The organism is Streptomyces canus 299MFChir4.1 (assembly GCF_000383615.1).
GTDB classification, from domain to species: Bacteria; Actinomycetota; Actinomycetes; order Streptomycetales; family Streptomycetaceae; genus Streptomyces; species Streptomyces canus_C.
Map to the genome: position 1 here is coordinate 415,593 of NZ_KB911583.1, position 25,008 is coordinate 440,600.

A 25,008-nucleotide genomic window follows, 5' to 3' on the forward strand; every position below is an offset into this window, starting at 1 on the left:
TGTATTCGGCCGCGCACGCGCCGCGGTGCCCGCATCCGAAGCTACGGTCGCGGCGGTCACGAACCCTGGGACCACGGTGGAGTCTTCGGTGCTCGAGTGGTACCGCGGTACCACTGGGACTGGGAGCGCCGACGACTCTTCATGAGAAACCCGGTCTCCGGTGTTGTCGCGCGGTGTACGGCCCTCCGGGTCACGCGAGCTCGTGAAGCGCGAGTGGGCTGTGCGCCTCGTTGATCTGCCGGAGTCAGTGTCGGCCCGGCTTTTCGTCGTGCGGGGATACGGCGGTCAGGGCGTCGGCCGCGGCCGACGTGGCCGGGAAGGTGGCCGGGTCCAGGCCGGATGGCCAGGCCGATCACGTAGTGCCCCAGTACGGTGAAGGTGCGGGCGGCCAGGCCGGTGGAGAAGCCATGGCTCAGGAGCAGTCCGATGAGCCGTTCCCTGACACGCAGGCCGTTGGGGCCGACGTGGACCTGGGCCGCCGGCAGGGGCACGGCACGGGGGTGCCGACGCAGTGACTCGTAGAAGGAGTCCGCGGTGACGGTCGTCGCTTCCCGCCGGGACAGGCTGTCCGTCTACAGGGCCTCGGAGAGCATGCGCAGGGTCAGCGCCTGGATCCCGACCTCGGCGATGAGCCTCAGAGCCGTGTCGACGATCTTGCCGATGTTCATCGGGGGACGCCCGCGGCGGCACACGGGAGGGGGCGTCCGCCTCGCCCACCAGGGTGGTCGTCGGCCCGTCCGGCATGTGATCGCCGGTCTTCGGCGTCTGGGGGGCACAACCCGGAGCGACGCGGGGCCTTCCCGAGCCCGAGGCCGGCCAGGGCCTTCGGATCGTCGACCTGGTCGCCGCGGCGATCCACCCCATCGTGCGCCACAAGGCTTCCGGCAGGCACTGCAGCAGCACCGGCCAGTACCCGCTCGTACCGGGCGTGGGCGCTGTCGCCCGCACGGCTGACGGCACACTGGTGTTCACCGGCGAGATCGAGGCCCCCTGGGGCACGTACGCCGAGCGGACCGTCAGTCGCCGTCGCGCAGCCGACCGAGCCCGTCGAGGACGAGTTCCAGGCCGAAGCGAAACTCGTCCTCCAGTGGCACCGGCATCCAGTCGGCCACCGCCGCGGTGGCGGGGTACAGAGAGGGATCCGCTGCGTGGAGGACGGCGGACGCCTGGGAGTCCTTGGAGGTCTGTTCCGTGTCGTGGTGCCCGCGGACCTGAATCGCGAAGCCGAGCACGTAGCGGGACAGTGTGGCGTAGGCGCGCGCCGCGACCTGCGGCGGGAATCCGTCGGCGAGCAGGAGAGCGATGCAGCGCTCCCGCATCGCCATCGCGTTCGGGCCGACGGGGATCCCCTCGACGAGCAGGGGCGCCACTTTCTCGTGCCGGCTCACGGCGTCGAACATGGCCTGCACCGTCGTACGGCACGCGTCCCGCCAGCCCATGGCGGCGAGCTCGTCGTCGCTGATCTCGATCCCGCCGAACATGCGGTCCACGACGTGGGCCACCAGAGCCGAGCGGCTGTCGAAGTGTCGGTAGAGGGTGGCCGTGCCGGAGCCCAGGCGCTGGGCGAGTGTCCGCATCGACAGGGCGTCGGCGCCCTCCTCGTCGACGATCTGCACCGCCGCGTCGATGATCCGCTCCAGCGGAACGGGCGGACGGCCGGGGGAGCGCCGCACCGGCGACCCGCCTCCTCGCGTCTGATCTCGTGATGTTGGCACCCGAAAAGTATGCCCGCTTGACATGAGCGCATAACGGCAACACTGTGACCGTTATGGGTTTCTGGTCTGACACCCCCATCCGGCTCGGTGAGGTGGCGCCCGTCCGGACAGCGGGGTCGGCAGGGTGGCGCCCAGCATCGTCACGGCGAAGGCCAGGGCCACCAGCCAGAACGCGGTGTGCCGCGTCAGGGCCGGGCGGCGCGAACCGCACCGACGTGCGGCTGTCCGGGTGCCACGGGCAGCCGACTGCGCGTGCTCACACGGCGTCCATCGCGTGCGGGAGCCGTTCGCCCGACTCCTGGCTCCGGTTGATCTGGTTCAGGGCGCCGGCGCGATTGCTGACGTACATGTCTTCGGGCCGGTAGTGCTGGACGGCACCCCCGTGCAGGTGGGCGTTTGACCAGACCGGGGATGATCACACGTCCGCGTCCGCGTCCGCGTCCGGCGTCAGGGCGGCCGGGCCTCATGGTGACGACCCGCGCGCCGCGCAGCAGTGTGCGGCTCATGCGAGGCCCTTCTCACGCAGGAGGCGCCATGAACGACACCACCCGCGAGGTCGGCTCCGCGGTCGGCATCGCCCTCAAGGGCTCGATCGACGGAAGCCACTACCGCTCCTCCCTGCCCGACTCGGTCGGCCAACTCCCCGCCGACGCCGCCGAATCCGTACGCCTCTCGGCCGCCGCCGGCCTTCACGCCGTGTGTGCCGTCGTTGTCGTCGAGGCGGTCGGCGCCCTGCTGCGCGCACCGAAGACTCCGCCCACGTGCGGACTGACCTGGAGCGGCTCCCGGCTGAGTGGGCTGAGTGTGCTGCGTGGGCTGAGCGGCTGGTCAGGCGTGAGACAGAGCGAAGGAGACCAGGAAGCCGCTCACGGTGATCAGCCCGATGGCCAGGTGGGCGTTCTCGAACGCCTCGGGGATCATCGTGTCGGCGATCATGGCGAGGATCGCCCCGGCCGCCACGGCGGTCACCACGGCGATCAAGGCGGGGGAGAAGGAGCCGACCACGGTGTAGCCGAGGACGGCCGACACAGTGCTCGCGGCGGCGATCGCGGCCCAGACGCCGAAGACGTATCCCTTGGTGCGGCCGGCCTTCTTCATACCCGCCGAACTGGACAACCCCTCCGGCACGTTACTGATGAACACCGCCGCGACGGTCACCAGGCTGACCGCCCCGCCGTCGAGCAGGCTGACGCCGATCACCGCGGACTCCGGCACACCGTCGAGCAACGCGCCGAGCGCGAGCGCCGTCCCGGAGCCGCCCTGCTCGGCCTCCGAGGGCTGCGCCGCCGACTGCTGGTGACCGGAGCGCTTGCGGTGCCGGGCACCCCGGCGGGCCAGCCACACGTTGCCCGCCGTGTAGGCCAGGGCGCCGATGAGGGTGCCGACGACCGCCGGAGTCAGCCCTGCCTGGTCGTACGCCTCCCCGACCAGCTCGAAGGAGACGGCGGACAACAGCACCCCGGCACCGAAGGCCATCACGGTCGCGATGATCTTCTGCGGCACCCGCAGCCCGTACCCCAACGCCGCCCCGAGCAGCAGCGCCGAGCCCGCCACCAGCCCCCACAGTCCCGCCTGTACCACTTCAGCCATGCCGTCGCATCTACCCGTTATGGATGTGGATCAACAGGTGTGGATCAACAGGTGCCGCTGACCTTCGGGTCGGGGGCGGTGGGCATGGGGGTTTCTTCGACCAGCGGCATGGGTCTGCCTTTGACCGGCCAAGACGACCCTTTGAGGTGAGGCTGAGCAGATGCGGGGAAGAAGTTGCGGCAGCCGATGGGAGGTTGCTGTGGAGGGTGCAGATCTGGAACTGGGCGAATTGCTGGCCGCTGCGGAAGCGGCCCCGCCCGGTGAGTCCGTCGACGTGGTGGCGCGCGACCTGCAGAAGCGGTTCGGTGCGGAGCGGGTGTCGTTTCTCTTCGTCGACCTGATCGGTCAGCGACTGGTACGGCTCGCCCCGGCCGGCGCCGACGGCACGGACCGCGCCGAGCCGATCGACCTGCAGGGCAGCGTCTACGACAGCGTGCTGAGGAGCCAGCGCCAGCATGTGGAACCGGACGGTCAGGGCGGACGGCGCGTCATCACGCCGGTCACCAACCGCGGCGACTGCCTCGGCGTCCTGGAGGTGACCCTGCAGTGCGCCGACGACACCGTGCTGCGGCAGGTCCGCGACGCGGCACACGCGCTGGCCTACATCATCGTCACTGACGGGCGCTTCACCGACCTGTACCACCTGGGCAGGCGCACCACCGAGACCAGCCTGGCAGCGGAGATCCAGCACCAGCTGCTCCCCGCGGCCCCCTGCTGCGAGGCGGTCCAGTTCACCCTGGCCGCCGGGCTGGTGCCGGCCGACGACATCGGGGGCGACACGTACGACTACACCCTCGACCGCGACACCTTGCACCTGTCCATCACTGACGCGATGGGTCACGACACGAACTCCGCCCTGCTGGCCACCCTGCTGGTCGGTGCGCTGCGGCGGGCGCGACGCAGCGGGTGCGACGCCCTCAAGCAGGCCGACCACGCCCATCAGGCTCTGCTGAGGCACAGCCGTGGGCTGGCCACCGGGCAGTTGCTGTGCGTCGACCTGGAGACGGGCCTGTGCGAACTGGTCAACGCCGGCCACCCCTGGCCGCTGCGGCTGCGTGAGGGCACCGTCGAGGAGGTCAAGCTCGCCGTCAATCTGCCGTTCGGTGTGGCGGCACCCTCGTCCTACCGACTTCAGCAGCTGCAACTGCGTCCCGGCGACCGCCTGATCCTGCTCACCGACGGCATGCTGGAACGCGGTGCCGCGGCGGCGGACCTGACCTCGGTGATTCACGACACCGGTGAGCTGCATCCGAGAGAAGCCGTCAGAGCCCTGACCGCCGCAGTGCTCGATGCCTGCCACGGCAGCCTTCGCGACGATGCCACGGTCCTGATACTGGACTGGCACGGCGATCGACGCCGACCGGTCGAACAAGCGTGAGCGGCAAGTGTGAGCGGGGCGATGAGGGCGACTCGGCTGACGTGAGGTTGAGCAGACAGCCTCTCGGTGGTTCTTCGCCGACTCCGGTCGGCGAAGAATCGTCGCGCCCGTGATCTTCACGTCCCGCAGAGGCCCGCGAGGGGCGCCCGGCGCACCGGCGTCGCAGGTCAGGGGTTCAGGGCCTGCTCGACCGTGGGATGGCAGGCGATGACGGTGTCCAGGCCGACGAGTTCGAACACCCGTGTCACCGACTCCCGGGCCGCGGCCAGGCGCAGCCACCCCTGGGCCGCACTGACCTGCTGGTAGACGTGGACGAAGACGTTGATGCCGGTGGAATCCAGGAAGGTCACGCCGCTGAGGTCCGCCACGACACGGGGTGCCTGACCGTCGTCAGCACCGTCCGGGGGGAGCAGTGCCGTGGTCAGCGCGTCCTTGACATCGTGGTCGATGTCTCCATGCAGGGTCACGACACGGATGCCGTCGGCAGTCGTGCGCGCGACGAACAACCGCTCTGGTCGTTCTGTTGGCGATATGTCGGTCACCGTTCCTCACCTGGGCCAGGCTGCCGGGGCAGCGTTCGCGGACGATTGTGCCCCACCATCCCGGTCGGCTGCACCAGGCCGCTGTGCCGAACATCGCCTCGGGTGCGCATCCGATGCGCCCCGGTGGGCACTCGCGCGCGGAGACGGGAAGGAAACGGTTGATGCCGATGGGAACGCGATCCGAGGACGAGGACTGTACCGAGCACGACGGCGGCCTGACACACGTCGGCTTCGCCCTGGCCGGGGACGAGGGATGCATCGCCCGGGCCCGGCGTTACGCGGCCGACTTCCTCGCCCGGCTCCGGGACGAGTGCGGCCGGGACGTCTCCCCGTACGCCGTGGGAACGACCCAGCTCGTGGTCAGCGAGCTGGTCACCAACGCCCTCAAGTACGCCCCGGGGCCTGTCGTCATGGAGCTGCGCAGCACCGGTGCCCGGGTGGAGGTCGTCGTCGGGGACAGCAACCCCACGCTGCCGTCGGCGCAGCCCACCGACCCGGGCCGCGTCGGCCGGCACGGCCTGGAGATCGTCAGGGCCGTCGCCCAGGGCCTCGACATCCAGCGGCTGAGAGTCGGCAAGCGCATCACCGCCCTGATCGCCCTGACCGGCACCCCCGGCCCCTCACCCATGGAACATCCGTGCTGACCAGGTCGTCCCTTGCGACCGGCACCGTCAGCCGAATCCGCAGCCTGTACTCCGAGAACACCGAGGACGCCGAGGACGCCGAGAACACCGACGGCAGAATGCTGCACCGGCACCAGCAGCCCCTCCATGGGCCCCGACGCCCATGACCGGATCGGCGCCCCGCGGCGGAGGTCCCTCGCCGCTCCCTGTTTACCTGACCTCGGCCGTCCTCGTCCGGACCGCCGACGAGGGAGCCCGCGTCGCCCTCGTCATGCTGGCCGCCCAGCGCGCCCACAGCCCGACGCTCGGCGGCGCCCTGGTGGCCGCGCTGATGATCCCGCAGGTGGCAGCCGCACCCGTGGTCGGCGTTCTGGCCGACACGGTGCGGCGACGCCGTCTCTTCCACGGTGGCGCTGTGGCGCTCTACGGTGCCGCGCTCGTCGCCCTGGCCTTCCTGGTGGGCACGGCCGACGACGCCGTGGTGCTGGCGCTGGCCGTTGCCGCCGGGTGCGTCGCCCCCTTGCTGACCGGCGGTCTCACCGGTCTCCTGGCGGATCTGCTCAGCAAGGAACGGCTGACCAGGGCTTTCAGTGCCGACGCGGTGTCGTACAACCTGGCGGGCATCTGCGGGCCCGCTGTCGCGGCGGCCCTGGGCACGGCGGTGGGCGCGGGAGCGGCCCTGGCGGTTCTGGGGGCCGGAGCGATGACGGGTGGGCTCCTGCTGTTCTCGCTGCGGCTGCGTCCACGGTCCCCCGGACAGGCCGGACCACCCGGATCTGCCGGACATACCGGACCGGGACGCCTCCGCGCTGCCGACCTGGCGCGGGGAGCGGTCGAGCTGGTCCGCAACTCCCCGCTGAGGTCGGTCACTTGGGGAAGCAGCGTGGCACAACTGGGGGTGGGGGCGCTGCCCGTGGTGAGCGTACTGCTCGCTGCCGAGTACCACGCCCCCTGGGCGACGGGCGGGCTGATGACCGCGTTCGCCGCCGGTGCTCTGGGGGGCTCCCTGAGCTACGCCTGCCGCCCCGTCGGCCGGCACCACCCGGAGCGCGTGGTGCTCTGGGGTCTGCCGGCGACCGGGGTCCCCCTGGCGATGGTGCCGTGGGCCGGTGACGCCGTGGCCGCGGCCGCCCTGTTCGCCCTGGCCGGCTTCTGCACAGGCCCGCTTTTCAGCGCGCTGCTGGCCAGCCGTGAGCGGTACGCCCCGCCTGGTGCCCGCACCCAGATCTTCACGCTCGGTGCCGGGCTCAAGAGCACCTTCGCCGCCGCCGGGGCGGGGGCGGCGGGCGCCCTCAGCAGCCTGGGAGCCGTACCTCTGATGCTGGGGACCGCCGTATGCCAGGTGGCCGCCGGCGCTCTGGCCCTCGTCCTGCTGACAGGCCGGCGCACCGGTCCTGCCGGCCGCGGGACAGGTCCGGCTACGAGCTCCCCCGAGCCTTCGTCTTCCGCGTTCGACACCCGTGCACGAGAGCCCCGGCGTCGATGAGGAAGGTGGTCACGGCCCGGCCGCGAGAGCCGGGCCGTACGTCACCGGGCGGGTTCGATGCGGAGGACGGCGGCCGCGTCGAGGACGTCGACCACCTTCAGGCTCATGGCGTCGTTGATGGTCGCGGCGGGGCCCTTCTCGCAGCTCAACCCGCCACCGCCACCGCCCGCCGACGACACACTGCCGCCACCGGAACAGCCCGAGACGCTGTAGCCCGACCCGGTCAGCCCGGCGACCATGTCGACCTTGCCGCCGCTGATCGCCGTCACCTTGATCGGCCCGAGTCCGTACGCCGCCGGCACGTTCACCACGTCTCCCACGGCGACCTTGATCTCGCAGGTCCCGTCGGCACACGGCCCGGACGGCGCGGGCGAGGGCGTGGACGACCGTGTGGGCGGGTGGGCGGGGTCGGACGTCGACCCCGAGCCGCTCGGACGGGCCTTGCCCTCGGCGGGGGATCCGTCCGAGGAGGAACACGCCGTGAGAACGGCGAACAGACAAGCGGCAACGGTGGCGACGGCGGCGGTGGATGACGTGCCTCTACGCATCATGACGGCCATTGAACCCGCATCTCTCGCCTCGTCTGCGGGTTCGCCGGTCGGGTCCTCCTTTCCGGGCACGGGTGGAGACGCAACCGCGCCCCCAGGCGCGTCCCCGCCGCCCCGTCAGGGGAGAATGAGGCGTACCCAACGGTCGACCCTTGCGGAGGAGCGGGAAATGCAGAACGCGCGAGCAGGGCAGGTCGCCGGGCCCGAAGACCTCGTCGATGTGGCCCGTCTGGTCGCGGCGTACTACGCGCTGCACCCCGACCCGGCCGAACCGGGACAGCGGGTGGCCTTCGGCACCTCCGGACACCGCGGTTCGTCCCTCAAGGCGGCTTTCAACGAGGACCACATCGCCGCCACCAGCCAGGCCATCTGCGAGTACCGCGCCGCACAGGGCACCGACGGCCCCCTCTACCTCGGCGCCGACACCCACGCCCTGTCCGAGCCCGCCCGGATCACGGCCCTGGAGGTGTTCGCGGCCAACGACGTGACCGTCCTCATCGACCAGGCCGACGGCTACACACCCACCCCCGCCGTCTCGCACGCCATCCTCACCCACAACCGGCACCGGACCTCGGCGCTCGCCGACGGGGTCGTCGTCACTCCCTCCCACAACCCGCCCGCCGACGGCGGCTTCAAGTACAACCCGCCGAACGGCGGCCCCGCCGGCTCCGAGGCGACCTCCTGGATCCAGGACCGCGCCAACGAGATCATCACCGGTGGCCTGAAGGACGTACGGCGCATCCCCTACGCCCGAGCCCTGGCCGCCCCCGGCACCGGTCGCCACGACTTCCTCGACGCCTACGTGGCCGATCTGCCGAACGTGCTGGACCTGGAGGCGATCCGGTCCGCCGGCGTGCGCATCGGCGCCGACCCGCTGGGCGGCGCCTCGGTCGCCTACTGGGGCCGTATCGCCGAACAGCACCGGCTCGACCTGACGGTGGTCAATCCCCTCACCGATCCCACCTGGCGTTTCATGACGCTCGACTGGGACGGCAAGATCCGCATGGACTGCTCGTCGCCGTACGCCATGGCCTCGCTCATCGAGCAGCGCGACCGCTTCGACATCGCCACCGGCAACGACGCCGACGCCGACCGGCACGGCATCGTCACGCCGGACGCGGGCCTGATGAACCCCAACCACTATCTCGCCGTGGCGATCTCGTACCTGTTCGCGCACCGGGAGCAGTGGCCCGCGGGGGCCGGGATCGGCAAGACCCTGGTGTCGTCCAGCATGATCGACCGGGTCGCGGCGGACCTCGGCCGGACGCTGGTCGAGGTCCCCGTCGGCTTCAAGTGGTTCGTGGACGGCCTGTCCGACGGCACGATCGGCTTCGGTGGCGAGGAATCGGCCGGGGCGTCCTTCCTGCGCCGCGACGGCTCGGTGTGGACCACCGACAAGGACGGCATCATCCTGGCCCTGCTCGCCTCCGAGATCACGGCGGTCACCGGCGAGACCCCCTCGCAGCACTACGCCGCGCTCACCGACCGCTTCGGCGCCCCCGCCTACGCCCGCGTGGACGCTCCGGCCTCCCGTGAGGAGAAGGCCCTGCTCGCCAAGCTGTCCCCGCGCCAGGTCACCGCCGACACTCTCGCCGGAGAGCCGGTCACCGCGGTCCTCACGGAGGCCCCCGGCAACGGCGCAGCCCTCGGCGGCATCAAGGTGGCCACCGCCAACGCCTGGTTCGCGGCCCGGCCCTCGGGCACCGAGGACGTCTACAAGATCTACGGGGAGTCCTTCCTCGGCCCGGACCATCTGAGCCGGGTCCAGGAGGAGGCCAAGTCCGTGGTGCTGGCGGCGCTGAACGCCTGATCGACATGGAAGATCGCGACGTGGCGACGAACGAGGAGGCCGGTGGGGTCCGCCGTTTCTGGGGCGGGCTCGGTCTGCCGGGCCTGATCGACGTGCACACCCACTTCATGCCCGAACGGGTCCTGCACAAGGTCTGGGAGTACTTCGACACCAACGGGCCGCTGATCGGCGGCCTGGGATGGCCGATCACCTACCGGAAGGCGGAGGCGGAGAGAACGGCCCTGCTACGGGGGTTCGGGGTCAGGGCCTTCACCGCGATGCTCTACCCCCACAAGCCCGGTATGGCCAGGTGGCTGAACGAGTGGGCGGCCGACTTCGCCCGCCGCACCCCCGACTGTCTGCACACCGCCACCCTCCATCCCGAGCCCGACGTCGAGACTTACGTCCGCGAGGCCGTCGAAGCGGGGGTCCGGGCGTTCAAGGCACACGTCCAGGTGGGCGGGTACGACCCTGCCGACGACCAACTCCGGCGGACCTGGGGCCTGCTGGCCGAAGCGGGCGTCCCCGTGGTGATCCACTGCGGCTCCGGCCCGGCGCCCGGCAAGCACACCGGCCCCGAGCCCATCGCGCGGGTGCTGGCCCGGAACCCGAAGCTGCGGCTCGTCGTCGCGCACATGGGCATGCCCGAGTACGAGGAGTTCCTCGACCTCGCCGAGCGGTACGACCAGGTCCGGCTGGACACGACGATGGCGTTCACCGACTTCACCGAGGGCTTCATGCCGTTCCCGCGCCGGGCCCTGCCCCGGCTCGCCGCGCTCGGCGACCGCATTCTGCTCGGCTCCGACTTCCCCAGCATCCCGTACCCCTACCTGCACCAGCTCCAGGCCCTGGAACGCCTGGACCTCGGACCGGAGTGGCTGCGGGCCGTGTGCCACGACAACGCGCACAGTCTGTTCGGCCTCTGACCCCGTCCCGGACCAAGGAGATCCCGTATGACGATCCAGCGGATGGACAACGTCCTCATCGTCGTCGACGACCTCGACGCCGTCGTCGCCTTCTTCGTCGAACTCGGCATGGAACTGGAGGGCAGGTCGCCGGTCGAAGGACGGTGGGTGGAACGGATCATCGCGCTCGACGACGTCCGGCAGGACGTCGCCATGCTGCGCACCCCTGACGGCCACGGCCGTATCGAGCTGGCGAAGTTCCACACGCCGAAGGCGGTCAGCGGGGCGCCGCAGGACGCGCCGACGAACACGCTGGGCATGCGGCGCATCATGTTCGCCGTCGACGACGTCGACGGCGTCGTCGCCCGCCTGCGCGCCCACGGTGCCGAACTCGTCGGCGAGATCGCGCAGTACGAGAACATCTACCGGCTCTGCTACGTCCGCGGCCCCGAGGGCATCGTCGTCGGGCTGGCCGAGCAGCTCGGCTGACCCCGCCGGAGGCCCCTCACGGGCCAAGGGTTGAAGGAAGGGCCGCCGCGACCTCCCCAGGTGTGACGGCCCTTCCTCCGGGTAAGCAACGCTCTGCTACCCGGAAGATCCGGACTCATGCCAGACCTGCCACGCCTTCCCGTCAGCTGATGCAGAGCAGGTTGAGCACGCACAGCCCCGACGGTTCGCTCGCGGATGACGACGTGTTCGTCTGCGAAGACTGCGAAGTCTGCGAACTGCCGCCGTTGGAGCTCGTGTTCGTGTTCGTGCTCGTGTTCGTCGTGGTGTCCGTTCCGGTGGACGAGGAAGAGGTCTGTCCCGTCGTCGTGCCGGCCGTGCCCGATGTCGTGGTGGTCGTGCCGCCGGTGCCGGCCGCGACCGACGTCGAGACCGTCCCCTGGGACTGCGCCCGCGAGGCCGTCGTCGCCGTGGGCGCGGGGGAGGCGGCGGAGTCCGTGTGGACCGACGACCGGGTCGTCCTGGACGCCGAGTCGACCGTCCGCCGGTGCGAGCCGGCCTTCGTGGAGGGGGTCGTCGTGGACGCCTGTCGTGCCTTGTCCGGCGTCGACGCCGGAAGGTCGTCGCCCGAGGTGGGCAGCTCCGCCACCCCCATGGACCGGTTGTCGGGCGAGGTGGACGCCTGGGTCCGGGTGTTGGACTGCTGGTTCATCGCGGAGACGGTCAGGCCGCCACCGACGAGGGCCACCGCGGTCGCGACCACTGCCTTGCGCTGGTTCTTCTTCCAGCGGGCCCGCTGGCGCCGCCGTGCCGCCCGCCCCTCCGCCACCACCGGCGCGTCCGCCACGTCCGCCACGTCCTCCGACGGGGCACCGGGGTCGGTCGCCGGCGCCTCGGGGAGGCCCGCGTCGTGCCACTTGGGTGCTTCGTCCCACGCTGCGGCCGCCGTGCCGGTCGTCGTGTAGACGTGGGCGGGGGGAGCGATGTCCGGGGCGTAGGCGCCGCATCCGGGGCACGCCAGGGCGCCGTTGAGGTGCCGACGGCACGAGGAGCAGTAGTCCATCTGGTCTTCCTGAGTCGACTGCACCATCGGCCCGATGGCCGTGGCCGGTCTCGTTCGCACGGAGGATCGAGCCGAGGCCAAAGTAGCGAGGCTTTCGAAGGGCTGTGTGCAGCCTGTGTGATGCTCCTGCGCAGATGTCCGAGGGGTGCGGTGGACGCGAGGGGTGTACGTCGCATTCACGCTACTTGTCCGGCACACGGTCCCCGGCGCAGGGAGTTCGCCGTGACCACGGCCCCCGCTGCGGAGCCGGTGCTGCGAGGCACGTCGGCCCGCCTCAGGAACCCCTCCCAAGTCAGCCGTGCCGGACCGGCCAGAGGGTGGCGTGGTAGACGCCGTGGGGACTGGCGGGATCGGCCGGTGCCGTCGCGCTGTCGCGGAGGCGGGCAGGAGCGCGAACACCCCGGTGTCGATCCGGTAGACGTAGCCGGTGGAGTCCCCCTGGGGACCGGATGCTCGATCTGGTCGTTGCCACCGTCCGGCCCCGCCGGCCAACCGCCGCCGCCCCACGGAACGTACGGAAGAACTCAGCCGGGAGACGAACCCCCCGTGGACGCCCGGTGCGTCGGCGCGCGTGCCGCCAACGCCTCAAGGAGCAGGTCCACCGCCTCCTCGAACGAGCTGTCCGCCATCCCCGGCAGCTCGCGGCGTACCGCGGTGAGCGCCGGGTACGCCACCGGGTCCAGGTCCTGGTAGACGTCCCGCCACGCCCGCCGGTCGGCCTCGCGCTGCTGCCCGGGGAGTGCCAGGAACGCCGCCTCCGTCGCCGCGTGGCTGAGCACGGTGTCGATGAAGGCCAGGTACATGCGTGCGGCGGCGGCCGGCTCGAAGCCCGCAGACAGCAGCAGGCCGATCCCCGTGTCCACCGCCTGGATCTCGCTCGTGCGCCGGGTCACCCGGTGCGCGGCCAGGGCTGCCGCCCGCGGATGGGCGAGGTATCCGGCACGGACCCGCAGGGCCATCTCGCGCAGCGAGGCCACCCAGTCGTCCCCGGGCACGAACCCCGCCATCGCGTCGCCGATGATCCGGTCCGCGATGGCGAGCACCAGGTCGTCGGTGTCGTGGAAGTAGCGGTAGAGGGCGGTCGGGTCGCAGCCCAGCGCCGCACCGAGCCGTCGCACGCTCAGTGCTTCGGAACCGTGCTCGCCGATCAGCCGCAGGGCGGTCCCGACGATCAGGTCCTCGGACAGCAGGACTCCGGAGCGGGTGGGCCGCCGGCGACGGCGTTCCTCGGGGACACGGCTGGACATGACCGGTTCCTCTCGCTGGGGCCCTCAGTGAACGACCAGCGGCCGCCTTACGTCAACAGGGTTGACCCAATGTGGACGGCGGCTGTTCCATCACCTCACCGCGCGGCTCTTCCCCGTCTCCCGTCCCCCGAGGAGCCTTCCATGTCGTCCAGACCGCCCCTCTCCTCCGCACCGAGCGCACCGAGCCCCGATCTGCGCCGTTCCCTCGGCGTCGTCGACGGCGTGGCCATCGCCGCGTCCAGCACCGCCGCCACCACCAGCATCGCCATCGGCATGGGCACGATCGCCACCATGGTGGGCCTCCAGGCCCCGGCGCTGCTGCTCCTGGCCTTCCTGCCGGTCCTCGGCATCGCCACCGCCTACGCCCGCCTGAACCGCTCGGAGCCGAACTGCGGCAACGGCTACGTCTGGGTCGGCAGGTCACTCGGCCCCTGGCCCGGCTTCCTGACCGGCTGGGTCACCCTGGTCGGCTCGGTCATCTTCTGCGCCTACACCAGCGCGATCATGGGCTCGGTCGTCCTGGCCTTCGCCAACAAGGCCGGTCTGCACAGCGTCGCCGGCATCGCCCTCGATCCGACGTCCACCGGCGTCACCACGGCGGTCGGCCTGGTGATCCTCCTCGCCCTCACCGCCCTGGCCGTCACCGGCGTGCGGGCCGCCACCCGCTTCCAGTTCGCCCTCCTGGTCTTCGAGTACACGGTCCTGCTGGCCTTCTGCGGCTGGGCCCTGATCACCGGCGACCACGCCGTGTCCCTGTCCTGGTTCAACCCCTTCGAGATCTCCAGCGGCACCGCCTTCGCCCAGGGCCTGGTCCTCGCGGTGTTCTTCTTCTGGGGCTGGGACGCGGCCTTCAGCGTCAACGAGGAGACGAGGAGCCCGGGCGACGCGGCCCGCGGCGGTCTCATCGCCCTGTTCGCGATGCTCGGTCTGTTCCTCTTCGCCTCGGTCGCCTTCCAGCGGGAGATGAGCCTGGGCGAACTCGTCAGGAACGGCCCCCAGGCCCTGCCGTACCTCGGCGAGAAACTGGCCGCCGAACCCTGGGCCACCCTTCCCCTGGTCGCGCTGATGTTCTCCGCCGTCGCCTCCGTGCAGGCCACTCTGATCCCCACGGCACGCGGCCTGTTCGCGATGAGCCGCGACCGCACGATGGGACCGGTGTGGACCCGCGTCCACCCGCGCTACGGCACCCCCGCCGCCGGCACGGTCGTCGTGATGGCCGTCGCCGGCGTGATCGCCGTGCTCGCCGTCGCGATCCCCAAGCTGAGCGACATGCTGCTGGCCGCCGTCAACGCCATCGGCCTGATCGTCGCCCTCTACTACGGCCTCACCGCACTCGCCTGCGCCGTGCGCTTCCGCTCCGCGCGCCACGAGGGAGCACGGGAGGCGCTGCTCGCGATCGGCGTGCCCGCCGTGTCCGGCCTGATCCTGCTCGGCCTCGGCGGGTACCTCGGATACTCCTACCTGACCATGAGCGACCACTTCGAACTCAGCCCGGACAACGGCTGGTTCATGTTCTCGCTGCCCGCCGCGATCGTCGTCGCCGGCCTCGGCATGGCCGCCGTCGCCAAGTACGTGCGGCACTCCCCGTACTTCACCACGGGCCGCGGCACCGACGCCGAGTCCCTGACCCTGCCGATGGACCGTACGGCGGCCTGACCCCCTCTGGAGTTCACCCCCATGTCACACACCGCGGACCTCGTCCTCACCGGCGGTCCCGTGCACACCGTCGATCCCGCCCGCAGCCGCGCCACCGCCGTGGCCGTGCGCGACGGGCGGATCGCCGCCGTCGGCCACGACGAGGTGCGCGAGCTGATCGGCCCGCGCACCGAAGTCGTCGACCTGGCGGGGAAGTTGCTGCTCCCCGGTTTCCAGGACGCCCATGTCCACCCGCAGGGCGCGGGCCTCGAACTCGGCCTGTGCCACCTCGCCGACACCGTCGACCCGGCCGAGTACCTGCGCAGGATCAAGGCGTACGCCGACCAGAACCCCGACGCGGAATGGATCACCGGCGGCGGCTGGTCCCTGGAGGCGTTCCCCGGCGGGGCGCCCACCGCCGCCGCCCTCGACGCGGTCGTCCCCGACCGGCCCGTCTTCCTGCCCAACCGCGACCACCACGGCGCCTGGGTCAACAGCCGGGCACTGGAGCGCGCGGGCATCGACGCCCGTACCCCGGACCCGGTCGACGGCCGGATCGAACGCGACGCCGACGGCACCCCCACCGGCATGCTCCAGGAGGGCGCCGTCCACCTGGTGGGAAGGCTGGTTCCCGATCCCACCCCGGAGGACCAACTCACGGCCCTGCTGCGGGCGCAGGCCGTGCTGCACTCGTACGGCGTCACCGCCTGGCAGGACGCCATCGTCGGCACGTACGCCAACATGACCGACCCGGCGCCCTCCTACCTCGCGGCCCTCGACCGGGGCCTGCTCACCGCCCGGGTCGTCGGCGCCCTGTGGTGGGACCGCGAGCGGGGCGCCGAGCAGATCCCCGAACTCGTGGCCCGCCGCGAGGAGCTGAACCGGGGCCGGTTCCGGGCGGGCACCGTGAAGGTCATGCAGGACGGCGTCGCGGAGAACCACACCGCCGCGATGCTCGACCCCTATCTGACCGGCTGCGGCTGCGCCTCGGACAACAGCGGCATCAGCTTCGTCGAGCCGGGCGACCTGCGGAAGTACGTCACCGAACTGGACGCGTCCGGCTTCCAGGTCCACTTCCACGCGCTCGGCGACCGCGCGGTGCGCGAGGCGCTGGACGCCGTGGAGTCCGCCCGCACCGCCAACGGACGGCGCGACACCCGGCACCACCTTGCACACCTCCAGGTCGTGCACCCGCACGACGTCCCCCGGTTCCGCGCCCTCGGCGCGAGCGCCAACCTCCAGATGCTGTGGGCCGCCCACGAACCCCAGATGGACGAACTGACCCTGCCCTTCCTCGGCGACGAACGCGGCGCACGCCAGTACCCCTTCGGCGACCTGCTGCGGGCCGGAGCCACCCTGGCCGCCGGCAGCGACTGGCCGGTCAGCAGCCCCGACCCGTTCCAGGCCATCCATGTCGCCGTCAACCGGATCGCGCCGGGCGCCCCCGAGGGCACCCCGGAGTTCCTTCCGGGCCAGCGCCTCGACCTGGGCACCGCCCTGGCCGCGTACACGGCGGGCAGCGCCCACGTGAACCACCTCGACGACATCACCGGCAGCATCGCCGTGGGCAAGTCGGCCGACCTCGTCGTCCTCGACCGCGACCCGTTCGCGGGCCCGCCCGAGGAGATCGCGGCCACGCGCGTCCTGCAGACCTTCGTCGAAGGGCGGCGGGTCCACGCGGCCGGGGACGCCTGAGCCGGACGGCCGTGCGGGGCGGCTGATTCGGATGGCGGTCGACGGGGCACAGGAGTAGCTGGTCTGAAACCCGTCGACGCGAGGAACGTCATGGCACCACACAGCCCCGCCCCGGTCCGCGGAGCGGCCCTGCTCGCCGATCCCCTCCTCAACAAGGGCACCGCCTTCACTTCCGAGGAGCGCGCCGAACTCGGCCTGGACGGGTTGCTGCCACCGGCGACCGAGACCCTCGCGGAACAGACCAGCCGGGCCTACGAGGCGTTCCTCGGCTACGACAAGATCCTCAACCGGCACATCTACCTGCGCCAGCTCCAGGACACCAACGAGGTGCTCTTCTACGGCCTGCTCACCCGCCATCTGGAGGAGATGCTGCCGGTCGTCTACACACCCACGGTCGGCGAGGCCTGCCGCCGTTTCAGCGAGATCTACCGCAGGCCGCGCGGACTGTTCCTGACCTACGAGGACCGGCACCGCTACCGGGAGATCCTGCGCAACCGGCCGGGCGGCGAGGTCGACGTCATCGTCGTCACCGACGGCCAGCGCATCCTCGGCCTCGGCGACCAGGGAGTCGGCGGCATGGGCATCCCGATCGGCAAGCTCAGCCTCTACACCGCCATCGGCGGCATCCACCCCGCCCGCACCCTGCCGATCCTCCTCGACGTCGGCACCGACAACGAGCAGCTCCTGAAGAACGAGCACTACCTCGGCCGCAGGCAGCACCGCGTCACCGGGGAGGCCTACGACGAGATGATCGAGGCGTTCGTCTCCGCCGTGGAGGCCGAACTCCCCGGCACCCTGCTCCAGTGGGAGGACTTCGCGACCGCCCACGCCCGCCCGATCCTCAGCCGCTACCAGGACCGGCTGCTCACCTTCAACGACGACATCCAGGGCACGGCGGCCGTCGCGCTGGGCGCGCTGACCACCGCTACAAAGGTCGCCGGAACCTCCCTGACCGACCACCGGATCGTGGTCCTGGGCGCGGGATCGGCGGCGATCGGCGTCGCCGACATGATCCGCGCCGCACTCGTGGAGGAGGGCCTCTCCGAGGAGGAGGCGGCCGACCGGTTCTGGTTCGTCGACATCGACGGCCTGCTGGTGGACTCCCGCACCGACCTCACCCCCGAGCAGCGCGTCTACGCGCGCGACGAGGCGGACGTACGGCAGTGGGGCGGGGATGCGCCCGACCTGGCCCGGGTCGTCGGCGAGGTGAAGCCGACGGTGCTGATCGGGCTGTCCACGGCCCGCGGAGCGTTCACCGAGGAGATCGTGCGGACCATGGCCGACTCCTGCGACCGGCCGGTGATCCTCCCGCTGTCCAACCCGACCTCGAACGCCGAGGCCGACCCCGCCGACCTGGCCCGCTGGACCGACGGCAGGGCCCTGATCGCCGCCGGCTCGCCCTTCCCGCCGCTCAAGGTGGACGGCCGCGAAGTGCCGGTCGCGCAGGCCAACAACGTCTACGTCTTCCCCGCTGTCGGCCTGGCCGTCACCGCCTGCCGGGCCCGCCGGGTGACCGACCGCATGATGGTCGCGGCGGCCCGTGCGGTCGGGGACTGCGCGGTACGGGCGGGCACCGACGGAGCCACTCCGCTGCTGCCCCCACTGGCGAGCATGCGGGACGCGGCCCGCGAGATCGCGCTCGCGGTGGCGCAGGCCGCCGTGGAGGACGGCGTCGCCCCCGAGGCGACGGAGTCCGAACTGCGCGAAGCGATCGCCGAGACCCAGTGGACACCGCGGTACACGGCCTGAACCCCGGGCCCGCGTTCGGTCGCGGGGAGTGGAGGCGAAGAGGCGGTCCGGCGCCTGTGACAGTATCGGCCGTGGGCGTGAGCCCGCCTGCTGGGGTCGAGGGCAGAGGACGAGTGACATGGACCGGCCGCCGGGCATGATGGACGTGGCCCGGGAGGCCGGCGTCTCCCACATCACCGTCTCCCGTGTCGTCAACGGCCATCCGTCGGTCCGGCCGGAGACCAGGGCCCGGGTCGAGGCGGCCATCCAGAAGCTGGGATACCGCCGCAACAGCGTCGCCAGGGCCCTCAAGAGCAGACGTTCCTCGACGATCGGCGTCGTGATCGTCGGATCGGAACTGTTCGAACTGCCGCGCATCCTCCTCGGCGTCGAGACCGCGGCCAAGCAGGCCGGTTACTGGGTGAGCCTGGCCAGCCGGCAGGGCGAGGGCACCACCGGCGACCTCCTGGAGACGCTGCAACGGCTCACCGACCAGTCGGTGGAGGCGATCGCGGTCGTCGCCGACCGGCCCGGCACGGTGGAGGCGCTGTCCGGCCTCTCCCTCGGGGTTCCGGTGGCGGTGGTGATGTCCGGTACCGTGCCCAGCCCCGACCTGAGCTTCGTCGAGGTCGACCAGGAACTCGGCGCCCGGCTCGCGGTCCGGCACCTCCTCGACCTCGGACACCGCAACATCGCCCATCTGACGGGTGCGCTGCGCACCTTCGACGCCCGGGCCCGCGTCGAGGGCTGGCAGGCCGAACTCACCGCCGCGGCAGCCGAAGGTGCCCGGCTGGAGGGCGACTTCAATGCGGAGAGCGGGTTCCGCCTGGCCCACGAGCTCTGCGACGCCGACAGCGGCCTGCCCACCGCGGTCTTCGCGGGGAACGACCAGATGGCCATGGGCGTGCTGGCCGCCTTCGCCGAACGAGGGGTGAAGGTGCCGCACGACGTGTCGGTCGTCGGCTTCGACGACATGAAGGGCGCCGGCTACCTGGTCCCCGCCCTGACCACGGTCCGCCAGGACTTCGCCCACCTCGGCAGGAGCGCCATCGAGCTGTTGGTGCGCATGGTGGGCGGGGACCCGGCACAGCGGCAGAAGATCACGCCGCGGCTCGTCGTACGGCACAGCACCGCCGTACCCCGCGCCGACTCCTGAAGCGCGGCACCGCTGCGAAGGTCCGCCGCCACCGCCCGGGGCTACGACCGCAGCGGCCCCGGGTCCTCATCGTCCGGCGCGAGGAGTACGGCGTCGGCGTGATCGCCCGTGTCGCCCTCGACGAAGGCGCCCGCACCGGCTCGATCCGCAAGGGGGTCACCTTCCCCGAAGGCGACTGGCGCAGGCACCGCAGGGCGAAGAACTTCTACAGCTGATCCGCACCCGCACCCGCACCCGCACCGGTACCCGCACCCGTACCCGCGGCCGTGCGGGGCCCGTACTCGAACCACCGCACACGGGCCTCGCCCACCCCGGGCTCGGCGCCGCCCACGCCGTACAGGCCGAGGTGGACGCCGACGAACCCGCCGGCGCGCTCCGTGCTGAAGAAGGGCCGCTCGATGCTGCCCACGGGGCTGTTCTCGACGTTCTCGACGCTCTCGACGTGGAACGTGTAGCCGGACTCGTCGCTCTCCACCGCGAGGACCACCTCGCTGTCGGTCACGGGGACGGACGCGAGGCAGGTGGCGGTGCCTGCCTCCACAGCGGTGAGGACGACCTGCCGCGTTCCGGCGGGGTCGATGGTGAGGGCCAGGGTGGCGTGCTGCCGGTGGTTCTGGAAGACGACCAGCCCCGCCTCCTGCGTCGGCGCGGCGGCGTCGAAACGGATCCGGGCCGCGGCGCGCATGCGCAGATGCTGCTGACGACGTGCGACGAACGCCTGGGTTCCGGTCGAGGCAAGGGGCTCGGGGGAGAGGCGAAGCGCGAGGCCGCCCTGCCCGGCCAGGGGTGAGACGAGGTGGTCGACCGGTCCGCGAAGGCTGCTCCAGTCCGGCCCGAGCGAGGGTCCGGTGAACTCGTCCCGCACCGGCCCCTCCGCGACCTCGGGCACCGCGACGGTCCCCGCGGGCAACCGCTCCGACAGCAGCACCCGGCCGGTGTCCGGCGCGAACACCGGCCCCCTGGCGGTCCATTCGACCGGGACCAGGAACACCTCGCGGCCCAGCGTGTGCGTACCGTCGACCGGTCGTGTCCCCAGCGCCACGGCCCAGGTCTCCCCGGCAGGCGTGTCGACGAGGTCGACATGGCCGACGTTGTGGATCGGCTCCGCCGCACCGCGGTGGCGGTGGGTGAGCAGCGGGCTCCTGGGGTCGGTCGTGTACGGGCCGGTGACGGCGTCGGCGCGGGCCGCGGTCACGGCGTGATGGTGTTCGGTCCCGCCCTCCGCGCCGATCAGCCAGTACACCCCGTCCCGCTTGTACAGGTGCGGTGCCTCCACCCAGGCGCCGCGCATCGCGCCGTACCACAGGGCATGGGTCGGTCCCGTCAACTCCAGGGTGGCCAGGTCGAGTTCGCGCATCCACAGCTCGCCCGGGCCCGTCACCTCCGGCTCGGCGGCGTCGCGGCAGGCGGTGAACCAGCAGCGGCCGTCGTCGAAGAAGAGCGACGGGTCGATGCCCTCCGCCTCCAGGACGACCGGGTCCGACCACGGCCCCGCCGGGTCGGAGGCTGTGAAGAGGTACGTGGCGCTGCCCAGGCGGCCGTTCGCCAGGGCCACGACCACGTAGAAGGTGCCCTCATGCTGGCGGATCGTGGCGGCCCAGAGGCCGTCCGAGACGTCGAGACCGGCCAGCGACACCTGCGAGGGACGGTCCACCACATGCCCGAGCGGTGCCCAGTGCACCAGGTCGCGGCTGTGGCACACCGGGAGCCCCGGGTAGTACGCGAACGACGACGTGACCAGGTAGAAGTCCTCCCCGACCCGGCAGATCGAGGGGTCCGGACGACTGCCGGGGAGAACGGGGTTGGAGAAGGTCGGCACGGGCGCACTCCGAGGCGGACGGGGGCGGGAGCGGGATTGGCCGGGGCGAGGGCCTTGACAGCTTGTTAACGTTAACATCACCGTGGTTCCGGGACTCCGTCCCCCTCCTTCGGCCATCACCGGAAAGCGACCCGCATGTCGACAGCCCAGCCCCTGTCCTTCCCCGCGCACTTCCTCCTCGGCTCCGCGACCGCCGCCTATCAGATCGAGGGCGCCGCCGACGAGGACGGGCGCGGCCCCTCCATCTGGGACACCTACTCCCACACGCCGGGCAAGACGTGGAACGGCGACACCGGTGACGTGGCCGCCGACCACTACCACCGCCTCGATGAGGACCTCGACCTCATGGCGTCCCTGGGCCTGAAGGCCTACCGGTTCTCCATCGCCTGGCCGCGCATCCAGCCCACCGGCCGGGGCCCGGCCAACCCCAAGGGGCTGGACTTCTACAGCCGCCTGGTCGACGGCCTGCTGCAGCGGGACATCGCCCCCGTCGCGACCCTGTACCACTGGGACCTGCCGCAGGCCCTCGAGGACGAGGGCGGCTGGACGAACCGCGAGACCGCCTTCGCCTTCGCCGACTACGCCCGTGTCGTCGGCGAAGCCCTCGGCGACCGGGTCGCGATCTGGACCACGCTGAACGAGCCGTGGTGCTCCGGCTACCTCGGCTACGGCGCCGGAGCCCACGCCCCCGGCCGCAGCGACGGCGCCGCGGCGCTGACCGCGGTCCACCACCTCAACCTCGCCCACGGGCTGGCGGTCCAGCAGCTGCGGGAGGTCACCACCAACGATCCGCAGTACTCGGTCACCCTCAACTTCCACGTCCTGCGCGGTGAGGGGCACGGCGCCGGGGAGGCCGTACGCCGGATCGACGCGCTGGCCAACCGCGCCTTCACCGAACCCCTGTTGCGCGGCCACTACCCGCAGGACCTCCTGGAGGACACCGCGGCCGTCACGGACTGGTCGTTCGTCGAGGACGGTGACCTCGCCCTGATCCACCAGCCCCTGGACCTGCTCGGCGTCAACTACTACGCCACCACCAGGGTTCGCCTGTGGGACGGCACGACGGCACGCCAGAACCACGACGGGCACAAGGACATGGGTGGCTCGGCCTGGCCCGGCTCGTCCCAGGTCGAGTTCGTCGCGCAGGAGGGCCCGCACACCGCGATGGGCTGGAACATCGACCCCGACGGACTCGAAGAGCTCCTGCTGGACCTGCGCACCCGGTTCCCGGACCAGCCGTTGGTCATCACCGAGAACGGAGCGGCCTTCGAGGACCACGTCGTCACCCGCCCCGACGGCAGCCACGCCGTGCACGACCCGGAGCGCGTCGACTACCTCCACCGGCACTTCCTCGCCGCCCACCGGGCGCTCTCCGCGGGCGTCGATCTGCGTGGCTACTTCGTGTGGTCACTGATGGACAACTTCGAGTGGGGCTACGGCTATTCGAAGCGCTTCGGCATCGTCCACGTCGACTACGAGACCCAGCGCCGCACCCTGAAGGACAGCGCTCTGTGGTACCGGGAACTGGCGACGACGGGCAGCATCCCGGCGCCGGGAACCGGGGAGTAGCCCGGACGGGGCGCGGCCCGCCCCGCGCTATTCGGTGACCTGTCAACTACGTCTACTCTTTTTTCATGGGTGAGACGGTGCGATGGCTGACGCCGGAGGAGCAGCGCGCGTGGCGGGGCTTCGTCCGGTTGCATGAGCGGCTCGGCGGCCGGCTCGGACGCCTGCTGCAGTCCGAGTCCAGGGTGTCGCCCGCGGACTTCGCGGTGCTGGTCCATCTGACGGACACCCCACAGGGGCGGCGGCGGTACCAGGACCTGGCGCGGGCGCTGGAGTGGGAGAAGAGCCGGATGTCCCACCACATCGCGCGGATGGCGGGCCGGGGCCTGGTGGTCCGGGAGGAGTGCGCGGAGGACGCGCGCGGCGCCTTCGTCGTCATCACGGACGCCGGCCGGGCGGCCATCGAGGCGGCGGCCCCACGCCACGTCCAGGCAGTGCGCGACCTGTTTGTGGACCATGTCACACCTGCCGAGCTGCGGGTCCTGGCCGAGGTCTCCGAGCGCGTCCTCGCCAAGCTGGACGAGGACACGGTCTGACCCCACCGGTGCCGGCCACCGCCCAGGCGATGAGGGCCCTGGTCACGCACCTCCGGTCCAGCGGCTCCGCCCAGCACGGTGGGTTCTTCGGCCGGGCTCCCGCGGTGCGCGGTCGGCCGTACGCTCCTGATCATCGGCCTGGTACCGAGTGAAGGCCCTGGAGCCCGCCTGGTCACCCGCCCTCCTGGAGGCCCGGCGGAAGGCCGCCGAGCCTCGTCCCCGGCGTCGAAGACCACCGCGCCGATCGCCGTGACGTCGCGGCGGGCGGTGCTCAAGCCCGCCAGGCCCGGCGGGAGCGGAATAGCCGGGGGAGGGGGCGTGTTGGAGCGGCATAGTTGATGTATCAACCGATAGAGGGGCTGAGGGCGATGCAGTTCGGCATCTTCACCGTCGGGGACGTGGCCACCGACCCGAACACGGGTCGCACCCCGACCGAGCGCGAGCGGATCAAGGCGATGACCGCGATCGCGCAGAAGGCCGAGGAGGCCGGGCTCGACGTGTTCGCGACCGGTGAGCACCACAACCGGCCGTTCGTGCCGTCGTCGCCGACCACCCTGCTCGGGTACATCGCCGCGCGCACCGAACGCATCATCCTCTCGACGTCCACCACGCTGATCACCACGAACGACCCGGTGAAGATCGCCGAGGACTACGCGATGCTCCAGCACCTGGCCGACGGCCGGGTGGACCTCATGATGGGACGCGGGAACACCGGGCCGGTCTACCCCTGGTTCGGCAAGGACATCCGCGACGGCATCAGTCTCGCCGTCGAGAACTACGCCCTGCTGCGCCGGCTGTGGCGCGAGGACGTCGTGAACTGGGAGGGCAAGTTCCGTACGCCGCTCCAGGGCTTCACCTCGACGCCCCGGCCGCTGGACGGCGTACCGCCGTTCGTCTGGCACGGCTCCATCCGCTCCCCGGAGATCGCCGAGCAGGCCGCCTACTACGGTGACGGGTTCTTCCACAACAACATCTTCTGGCCCAAGGAGCACACCGGGAGGCTGATCGACCTGTACCGGGAGCGGTACGCGCACTACGGCCACGGCACCCCCGAGCAGGCCGTCGTCGGCCTCGGCGGCCAGGTCTACATGCGCCACAACTCGCAGGACGCCGTCCGGGAGTTCCGCCCGGTCTTCGACCACTCACCGGTCATGGGAGGCGGGATCTCGATGGAGGAGTACATGCAGCAGACCCCGCTCACCGTCGGCACACCGGACCAGGTCATCGAGAAGACCCTGTCCTTCCGTGCGTACGCCGGTGACTACCAGCGCCAGCTGTTCGTGGTGGACGGCGGTGGCATCCCGCTGAAGACCGCGTTGGAGCAGATCGACCTGCTGGGCGAGGAGGTCGTACCGGTGCTGCGCGAGGAGTTCGCCAGGAACCGGTCGGCCGATGTGCCCGACGCCCCCACCCACGCCTCCCTGCTCGCCGCCCGCGAGGCGGAGCGGGCCGCGACCGGCGAACCGGCGCTCTGACCGTTCGAACAGCCACTGACCGCACTCCGGCCCGCGTGAGGACGCGTCCGGGAGAGGGAGGAATC

General features: G+C 71.6%; 23 protein-coding genes. 14 read left to right on the plus strand and 9 right to left on the minus strand.

The window, feature by feature from the left end; translation table 11 throughout:
- Window positions 1–56: 56 nt before the first annotated feature.
- The 4 genes from H293_RS61580 to H293_RS0105980 form a co-directional block, all read right to left on the minus strand.
- A complete protein-coding gene (locus H293_RS61580; protein WP_078612530.1) occupies window positions 57–563 on the minus strand; it encodes a TetR/AcrR family transcriptional regulator C-terminal domain-containing protein in 507 nt (168 codons plus the stop codon).
- A gap of 9 nt (window positions 564–572) precedes the next feature.
- A complete protein-coding gene (locus H293_RS59085) occupies window positions 573–668 on the minus strand; it encodes a TetR family transcriptional regulator (RefSeq protein ID WP_020116969.1) in 96 nt (31 codons plus the stop codon).
- A gap of 348 nt (window positions 669–1,016) precedes the next feature.
- Window positions 1,017–1,673 carry a TetR/AcrR family transcriptional regulator gene (locus H293_RS0105970; RefSeq protein ID WP_020116970.1) on the minus strand — a complete coding sequence of 219 codons (657 nt, stop codon included), beginning with the start codon at window positions 1,671–1,673 and terminating at the stop codon, window positions 1,017–1,019.
- A gap of 870 nt (window positions 1,674–2,543) precedes the next feature.
- Entirely contained in the window at window positions 2,544–3,305 is a 762-nt protein-coding gene (locus tag H293_RS0105980) for a ZIP family metal transporter (RefSeq protein WP_020116972.1), read from the minus strand.
- Window positions 3,306–3,504: 199 nt separating this feature from the next.
- Between H293_RS0105980 and H293_RS0105985 the strand changes: the two genes are divergently transcribed.
- Window positions 3,505–4,683 (plus strand): PP2C family protein-serine/threonine phosphatase, encoded by a 1,179-nt coding sequence (locus H293_RS0105985; RefSeq protein ID WP_020116973.1) that lies wholly within the window; start codon window positions 3,505–3,507, stop codon window positions 4,681–4,683.
- A 167-nt stretch (window positions 4,684–4,850) separates the two neighbouring features.
- On the opposite strand, the gene H293_RS0105990 is transcribed toward H293_RS0105985, so the two are convergent.
- Window positions 4,851–5,225 carry an STAS domain-containing protein gene (locus tag H293_RS0105990; RefSeq protein ID WP_028807589.1) on the minus strand — a complete coding sequence of 125 codons (375 nt, stop codon included), beginning with the start codon at window positions 5,223–5,225 and terminating at the stop codon, window positions 4,851–4,853.
- A gap of 161 nt (window positions 5,226–5,386) precedes the next feature.
- Between H293_RS0105990 and H293_RS0105995 the strand changes: the two genes are divergently transcribed.
- The 3 genes from H293_RS0105995 to H293_RS0106005 are packed head-to-tail and all read left to right on the plus strand — an operon-like array spanning window position 5,387 to window position 7,334.
- A complete protein-coding gene (locus H293_RS0105995; RefSeq protein WP_020116975.1) occupies window positions 5,387–5,869 on the plus strand; it encodes an ATP-binding protein in 483 nt (160 codons plus the stop codon).
- Entirely contained in the window at window positions 5,863–6,015 is a 153-nt protein-coding gene (locus H293_RS59090; protein WP_020116976.1) for a hypothetical protein, read from the plus strand. The genes H293_RS0105995 and H293_RS59090 overlap by 7 nt, the downstream gene beginning before the upstream one ends.
- Window positions 6,012–7,334 carry an MFS transporter gene (locus tag H293_RS0106005; protein ID WP_020116977.1) on the plus strand — a complete coding sequence of 441 codons (1,323 nt, stop codon included), beginning with the start codon at window positions 6,012–6,014 and terminating at the stop codon, window positions 7,332–7,334. Before H293_RS59090 ends, H293_RS0106005 begins: the two co-directional genes overlap by 4 nt.
- 41 nt (window positions 7,335–7,375) lie before the next feature.
- Here H293_RS0106005 and H293_RS59930 read toward each other — a convergent pair whose 3' ends face one another.
- Complete coding sequence (locus H293_RS59930) at window positions 7,376–7,885, minus strand: hypothetical protein (RefSeq protein ID WP_259294435.1); 510 nt, start codon at window positions 7,883–7,885, stop codon at window positions 7,376–7,378.
- A gap of 166 nt (window positions 7,886–8,051) precedes the next feature.
- On the opposite strand from H293_RS59930, the gene pgm reads away from it, so the two are divergent.
- Genes pgm through H293_RS0106025 form a run of 3 tightly spaced genes read left to right on the plus strand, consistent with a single transcriptional unit; the run spans window position 8,052 to window position 11,065 of the window.
- Window positions 8,052–9,692, plus strand: coding sequence for a phosphoglucomutase (alpha-D-glucose-1,6-bisphosphate-dependent) (pgm, locus tag H293_RS0106015; RefSeq protein ID WP_020116979.1), 1,641 nt, complete (start codon window positions 8,052–8,054; stop codon window positions 9,690–9,692).
- A 5-nt stretch (window positions 9,693–9,697) separates the two neighbouring features.
- A complete protein-coding gene (locus H293_RS0106020; RefSeq protein WP_028807591.1) occupies window positions 9,698–10,597 on the plus strand; it encodes an amidohydrolase family protein in 900 nt (299 codons plus the stop codon).
- Between the two features lie 27 nt (window positions 10,598–10,624).
- On the plus strand, window positions 10,625–11,065 hold the full coding sequence (locus H293_RS0106025; RefSeq protein ID WP_020116981.1) for a VOC family protein: 441 nt from the start codon (window positions 10,625–10,627) through the stop codon (window positions 11,063–11,065).
- 142 nt (window positions 11,066–11,207) lie between these two features.
- Here H293_RS0106025 and H293_RS58365 read toward each other — a convergent pair whose 3' ends face one another.
- Window positions 11,208–12,113, minus strand: a complete 906-nt coding sequence (locus H293_RS58365) for an SCO2400 family protein (protein WP_158694403.1) — start codon at window positions 12,111–12,113, stop codon at window positions 11,208–11,210.
- Window positions 12,114–12,610: 497 nt separating this feature from the next.
- A complete protein-coding gene (locus tag H293_RS0106035; RefSeq protein ID WP_020116983.1) occupies window positions 12,611–13,333 on the minus strand; it encodes a TetR/AcrR family transcriptional regulator in 723 nt (240 codons plus the stop codon).
- Between the two features lie 141 nt (window positions 13,334–13,474).
- On the opposite strand from H293_RS0106035, the gene H293_RS0106040 reads away from it, so the two are divergent.
- The 4 genes from H293_RS0106040 to H293_RS0106055 all read left to right on the plus strand — a co-directional run bounded on the left by H293_RS0106040 (window position 13,475) and on the right by H293_RS0106055 (window position 19,547).
- Entirely contained in the window at window positions 13,475–14,989 is a 1,515-nt protein-coding gene (locus tag H293_RS0106040; RefSeq protein ID WP_020116984.1) for an APC family permease, read from the plus strand.
- Window positions 14,990–15,010: 21 nt separating this feature from the next.
- Window positions 15,011–16,663, plus strand: a complete 1,653-nt coding sequence (locus H293_RS0106045; protein ID WP_020116985.1) for an amidohydrolase — start codon at window positions 15,011–15,013, stop codon at window positions 16,661–16,663.
- Window positions 16,664–16,753: 90 nt separating this feature from the next.
- Window positions 16,754–18,412 carry an NAD-dependent malic enzyme gene (locus H293_RS0106050; RefSeq protein WP_020116986.1) on the plus strand — a complete coding sequence of 553 codons (1,659 nt, stop codon included), beginning with the start codon at window positions 16,754–16,756 and terminating at the stop codon, window positions 18,410–18,412.
- Between the two features lie 118 nt (window positions 18,413–18,530).
- Window positions 18,531–19,547 carry a LacI family DNA-binding transcriptional regulator gene (locus H293_RS0106055; protein ID WP_020116987.1) on the plus strand — a complete coding sequence of 339 codons (1,017 nt, stop codon included), beginning with the start codon at window positions 18,531–18,533 and terminating at the stop codon, window positions 19,545–19,547.
- Between the two features lie 205 nt (window positions 19,548–19,752).
- Here the strand turns inward: H293_RS0106055 and H293_RS0106065 are convergent, their stop codons facing one another.
- Entirely contained in the window at window positions 19,753–21,366 is a 1,614-nt protein-coding gene (locus H293_RS0106065; protein WP_020116989.1) for a glycoside hydrolase family 43 protein, read from the minus strand.
- 135 nt (window positions 21,367–21,501) lie between these two features.
- Here H293_RS0106065 and H293_RS0106070 point away from each other — a divergent pair, with 135 nt between their 5' ends.
- From H293_RS0106070 to H293_RS0106080, 3 genes are all read left to right on the plus strand, one after another.
- Window positions 21,502–22,935: a GH1 family beta-glucosidase gene (locus H293_RS0106070; RefSeq protein WP_020116990.1), complete on the plus strand. Its 1,434-nt coding sequence runs from the start codon at window positions 21,502–21,504 to the stop codon at window positions 22,933–22,935.
- A 65-nt stretch (window positions 22,936–23,000) separates the two neighbouring features.
- A complete protein-coding gene (locus H293_RS0106075) occupies window positions 23,001–23,468 on the plus strand; it encodes a MarR family winged helix-turn-helix transcriptional regulator (RefSeq protein ID WP_020116991.1) in 468 nt (155 codons plus the stop codon).
- 368 nt (window positions 23,469–23,836) lie between these two features.
- Window positions 23,837–24,943 (plus strand): LLM class flavin-dependent oxidoreductase, encoded by a 1,107-nt coding sequence (locus H293_RS0106080; protein WP_020116992.1) that lies wholly within the window; start codon window positions 23,837–23,839, stop codon window positions 24,941–24,943.
- Window positions 24,944–25,008 lie beyond the last annotated feature (65 nt).